This window comes from Streptomyces sp. NPDC002032 (genome assembly GCF_042890765.1).
In the GTDB taxonomy this organism is placed as follows: Bacteria; Actinomycetota; Actinomycetes; order Streptomycetales; family Streptomycetaceae; genus Streptomyces.
The window spans coordinates 1-5,969 of sequence record NZ_JBIASM010000028.1 but is presented as its reverse complement, the minus strand read 5'-3'; the positions used below and the strand labels follow the sequence as shown (position 1 = coordinate 5,969).

At 76.1% G+C, this 5,969-nt stretch carries 1 protein-coding gene; it reads right to left on the bottom strand.

Going from position 1 to position 5,969, the window contains the following annotated elements:
- Nucleotides 1-88 precede the first annotated feature (88 nt).
- On the bottom strand, nt 89-5,969 hold a 5,881-nt coding region (locus ACFYYT_RS34640), incomplete at its 5' end, for a type I polyketide synthase (RefSeq protein WP_388610500.1).

The window sequence follows — 5,969 nt, the reverse complement described above, 5'->3', positions numbered from 1 at the left end:
CGCTTCGAGGATCTTGTCCGGAGAGTTGGCCATCATGCACTCCACACTTCGCCCGCTGACGTCGACCAGGACGTCGTCGGGAACGCCATCAAAGGTTCGTACCGCCACCCAGAGCCAGTTCGATGAGGCTCTCGGCGTCCATGTCGTCGATTTCGCTGCCGTCACTGCCGTCGGCAGCGTCGTTGCGGTCGTTGCGGTCGTTGTCGTCGCTCTCGTTGCCGGCCTGGCCGGCGCTGCCGCCGTCGCTGCCGTTGCCGCCGTTGCCGCCGTTGTCGTCGGCGAGCCGCAGCAGGGCGTCGAGCAGGCCCGCTTCCCGCAGCCGGGACAGCGGGACGGAGGCCAGCGCGGCCCGGACCCCCGCCTCGTCGCCGAAGCCGGCGCCCGTGCCCGCAGCGGCGCCCGTCGCACCCCCCGGCATCAGCTTGGCCAGGACGTACCTGGCCACCGCCGACGGTGTGGGGTGGTCGAAGACCAGTGCTCCGGGCAGCCGCAGCCCGGTCACCGCACCCAGCCGGTTGCGCAGCTCCAGGGCGGTGAGCGAGTTGATGCCGAGGTCCTTGAAGGGCCGGTTCTGCTTGACCGCCCCGGGGGAATCATGCCCGAGCGCTGTCGAGGTTTGCTCGCGTACGAGACCCAGTACGAGCGTCTCCCGCTCCGGCGCGGACAGCTCCGCGAGCCGGGCCCGCAGCACGTCGGAGGGGTGTTCGGCCACCGGCCGGCCCTCGGGGTCCGCGGCGTCCGCCGGGTCGGCCGCCGTCCGCGCCAGCGCCTCCCGCACCTCGGGCAGTTCGCCGAGCAGCGGGCTGGGCCGGCGGGCGGTGAAGCCCTCCACGAACCGGTCCCAGTCGACGTCGGCGACGGTCACGCACGTCTCGTCGCCCTCCACGGCCCGCCGCAGCGCGGCGACGGCCAGGTCCTTCGGCATCGCGGCGAGCCCGCGGCGGCGCAGGTGGTCGGCGACGCCGTCGCTGACCATGCCGCCGTCGGCCCATGCGCCCCAGGAGACGGCGGTCGCGGTCAGGCCGCGGGCGCGGCGGCGCCGGGCGAGGGCGTCCAAGTGGGCGTTGGCGGCGGCGTAGGCGGCTTGGTTGCCGCCGCCCCACACGCCCGCGATGGAGGAGAACAGGACGAAGGCGTCCAGGTCGTCGGTGGCGAAGAGCTCGTCGAGCAGCTCCGCGCCGGTGGCCTTGGCGGCGAGGACCCCGTGGAGTTCGTCGCGGGTCAGCCCGTCCAGCGGCGCGGCGTGCGCGACACCCGCGGCGTGCAGCACGGCCCGCACCGGAGCCTCGCCGTCCGCGCGCAGCCGCCGTACCAGGGCGGTGACCTGTTCGCGGTCGGCGATGTCGCACGCCGCTACGGTGACGCGGGCGCCGAGGGCGGTGAGTTCGGCGCTCAGCTCTTCGGCGCCGGGCGCTTCGGGGCCGCGACGGCTGGTCAGCACGAGGTGCTCGGCGCCGTTGGCGGCGAGCCAGCGGGCCACGTGCGCGCCGAGCGCCCCGGTCCCGCCGGTGATCAGCGCGGTGCCGCGCGGGGTCCACGGGCGTGAGCGGCCGCCGGGTGCCGAGGGCGCCCGGAGCAGTCGGCGCCCGAAGCCGCCGGAAGCGCGCAGGGCCAGCTGGTCCTCGTCCCCGTAGCCGCCGGCCAGGGCGTCCGCCACCAGGGCGGCCACGCGCGCGTCGGGCTCGGCGGGCAGGTCGAGCAGCCCGCCCCAGCGGTCGGGGTGTTCCAGGGCTGCGACGCGCCCCAGGCCCCACAGCCGGGCCTGCGCCGGGTCGACGGGGTGACCGACCGTATCCCCGGCCGTGTCCCCGGCCGTGTCTCCGTCCGTGTCCGCGTCCTCGGGGGCCGCGCCGCCGGTGCTCACGCTCCACACCGGGGCCGTGACGCCCGCGTCCCCGAGGCCCTGGAGCAGGGCGACGGTGGACCAGAGGGAACCGTCGAGGCCGAGGAACGAGACGATCCCGGCGGGGGCCGCGTCCTGCCCGGCGAGGAGGGCGGCGACGACGGACCGGTCGACGTCGGCCACGGCGACCGGGACGACGACGCCCCGCGCTCCGCGTGCGTCGAGCCCGCGGACGACGGAGGTCACGACGGGGTGGTCCTCGTGGCCGGCCGGCACCAGGGCCAGCCAGGTGCCGGTGAGGTTCGTCGTCGTGGTCGGGCCGGCGAGCGGCTTCCAGGTGACCCGGTAGCGCCAGCCGTCCACGACCGCCCGCTCGCGGCGCTCGCGCCGCCAGTGCGACAGGGCGGGCAGGACGTCGCTCCAGGGCTGTTCGCCGGAGACCGAGAGGGTCTCGGTCAGTGCGTCCAGGTCCTCGCGCTCGACGGCCTCCCAGAAGGCGGCGTCCACCGGATCGGCCTGGGCCCGGGCCGCCGCGTCGGCGGCCTTGGGCCGCGGCCAGAACCGCTGGTGCTGGAAGGCGTACGTCGGCAGCTCGACGCGCTGGGCGCCCGTACCGTCGAAGACCGTCGCCCAGTCGACGTCGGCGCCGTTCACCCACGCCTCGGCGAGGGAGGTGAACACCCGGCCCGGACCGCCCTCGTCCCGGCGCAGCGTCCCCACCGCGACGGGGTCGCAGCCCCCGCCGGACGGGTCGAGCGCCTCGAAGGTCTCCGAGAGACCGACCGCGAGGACGGGGTGCGGGCTGGACTCCACGAACAGCCGGTGGCCGTCGGCGAGCGCCGCGTTCACGGCCTGTTCGAACAGGACGGGATTGCGCAGGTTGCGGTACCAGTAGCCGCCGTCGAGCCCGGTGGTGTCCAGCAGCTCCCCGGTGAGCGTCGAGTACATGGGGATCGCCGAGGTGCGAGGCTCCAGCCCGGCGAGGAGCTCGGCCAGTTCGGCCTCCAGCTTCTCCACGTGCGCGCAGTGCGAGGCGTACTCCACCGCCACCCGGCGGACGCGCGTCCCCGCCGCTTCCAGGGCGGCGACCAGCTCCTCACAGGCATCGGCGTCACCCGACACGACCGTGGAGGCAGGCCCGTTGACGGCGGCGACCGCCAGCCGGCCCCCGTACGCGGCGATCCGCTCGGCCGCGTCGGCGGCGGACAGACCGACCGACACCATGCCGCCCAGGCCGGCGATGGCGTCGATGGCCTGGCTGCGCAGCGCCACCACCCTCGCCGCGTCCTCCAGGGACAGCGCTCCCGCGACGCACGCGGCGGCGATCTCCCCCTGTGAGTGGCCGATGACCGCCGACGGACGGACCCCGTAGGAGATCCACAGCTCGGCCAGCGCCACCATCACCGCGAACAGCACCGGCTGGACGACGTCGACCCCTTCCAGGGGGTCCTCCGAACGCAGCACCTCGGTCAGCGACCAGTCCACGTACGGTGCGAGGGCCTTCTCGCACTCCGCGATCCGTCGCGCGAACACCGGCGAGGCGTCGAGCAGTTCGACGGCCATGCCGACCCACTGCGAACCCTGCCCGGGGAAGACGAAGACCGCCCCCGCACCCGGGCCGGCCGCGTGGCCGCGGACCACGCCGGGGACTTCGCGGCCCTCGGCCAGGGCGGCGAGCGCCGCGGCCGGGTCGGCGCCCAGTACCACCGCGCGGTGTTCCAGGACCGCCCGGGTGGTCGCGAGCGAGAGACCCACGTCCGCCGGATCGGCCACGGCGGCCGGCGAGGCCGCCAGGCGCGCCGCCTGGGCCCACACCGCCGCCTCGGAGGTGCCGGAGAGCACCCACGGGACGGCGGACAGCGCCCTGCGCGCGGGGGACGGCGCGGTGCCGGCCGCGGTGTCCGTCGGCCGGGGGTCGTGCTCCAGGAGGATGTGGGCGTTGGTGCCGCTCATGCCGAACGAGGAGACGCCGGCCCGGCGCGGACGGCCGGTCTCCGGCCACTCCCGCGCCTCGGTCAGCAGCTCCACCGCCCCCGCCGACCAGTCCACGTGCGGCGAGGGCTCGCCGACGTGCAGGGTCTTGGGCAGCACGCCGTGGCGCATCGCCTCGACCATCTTGATCACACCGCCGACACCGGCCGCCGCCTGGGCGTGCCCGATGTTCGACTTCAGCGAGCCCAGCCAGAGCGGCTCGTCGCCGCCGCGCTCCCGCCCGTACGTGGCCAGCAGCGCCTGCGCTTCGATCGGGTCGCCCAGCTTCGTGCCGGTGCCGTGCGCCTCCACCGCGTCGACGTCGGCGGCCGACAGGCCCGCGTTGGCGAGGGCCTGGCGGATGACCCGCTGCTGGGCGGGCCCGTTCGGGGCGGTCAGGCCGTTGCTGGCGCCGTCCTGGTTGACGGCGGAACCCCGGACGACCGCGAGGACCTGGTGTCCGAGGCGCCGGGCGTCCGAGAGGCGCTCCAGGACGAGGACACCGGCGCCCTCGGACCAGCCCGTGCCGTCCGCGTCGGCGGAGAACGCCTTGCACCGGCCGTCGGCGGCGAGTCCCCGCTGGCGGGCGAACTCGGTGAAGATGCCGGGCCCGGCCATGACCATGACCCCGCCGGCGAGGGCCATCGAGCACTCCCCCGTCCGCAGGGACTGCGCCGCCAGGTGCAGGGCGACCAGCGACGAGGAGCAGGCGGTGTCGACGGTGACGGCCGGGCCCTCGAAGCCGAAGGTGTAGGAGACGCGGCCGGAGACGACGCTGGTCGCCGTACCGGTCAGGAGGTGTCCTTCGAGTCCTTCCGCGCCCTGCTGGAGTGCGGCGCCGTAGCCGGAGGGCGACGCGCCCGCGAAGACGCCGGTGGCGCTGCCGCGCAGTGAGGCCGGGTCGATGCCCGCGCGCTCGATGGCCTCCCAGGAGGTTTCCAGCAGCAGCCGCTGCTGGGGGTCCATGGCGAGGGCCTCGCGCGGCGAGATGCCGAACAGCTCCGGGTCGAAGTCTCCGGCGCCGCGCAGGAAGCCGCCCTCGTGGCGGAATCCGTCGGCCGCGTCGGGGCCGGTGGCGGCACCGAGGTCCCAGCCGCGGTCGGTGGGGAACGCGGTGACGCCGTCGGCGCCGTCGAGGACCAGGCGCCACAGGTCCTCGGGGCCGGCCACGCCGCCCGGGTAGCGGCAGCTCATGCCGACGATCGCGATCGGCTCGTCGGCCACGGGGCGGGCCGGGACGGCCGGTGTGCCGGCGGCCGGGTCCTCCTCCGGGCCGCCGCCCAGCTCGCGCTGGAGGTGGGCGACCAGGTCGGCGGGGGTGGGGTAGTCGAAGACCAGGGACGCGGGCAGCCGCAGTCCGGTCGCCGCGCCGAGCCGGTTGCGCAGCTCGACGGCGGTCAGCGAATCGAATCCGAGTTCCTTGAACGCCTTGGTGGGCTGTACGCCTTCGGCCGTGCCGTGGCCGAGGACGGCCGCGGCCTCGCGGCGCACCAGGTCCAGCAGGGCCCGGTCCCGGCCGGCGCCCGTCCAGTCGGACGGGCCGCCGGTGCGCCCGGCGTCGTGGCTGACGGCGCGGCGGGCGGCTGCGGGGGTGCGCACCAGGGCGCGCAGCAGGGCGGGGACGCGTGCCGCGGGCTTGCGCAGCCGGGCGGTGTCCAGGCGCAGCGGTACGACGACGGCCCCGCCGGTGCGGCGGGCGGCGTCGAAGGCGGCGAGCCCGTCGGCGGCGTGGAAGGGGAGGATGCCGCCCCGGGCCATCCGGCGCCGGTCGGCGTCGCCGAGCGTGCCCGCCATGCTCCCGTCGATCTCCCAGGGTCCCCAGGCGAGGGACTGGGCGGGCAGGCCGTGGGCCTGGCGGTGGGCGGCGAGGGCGTCGAGGAAGGCGTTGGCGGCGGCGTAGTTGCCCTGACCGGGAGCGCCGGCCAGGGCGGAGGTGGAGGAGAACAGGACGAAGTCCGCGAGATCGGCGTCCGCCGTGAGTTCGTGCAGGTTCCAGGCGGCGTCGGCCTTCGCCCGGAGCACCGCCGTGATCTGCTCGGGGCGCAGGGTGGAGACCAGGGCGTCGTCGAGGATGCCTGCGGCGTGCAGGACGCCGGTCAGCGGACGGTCCGCCGGGATCCCGGCCAGCACCCCCGCCAACGCCTCACGGTCAGCC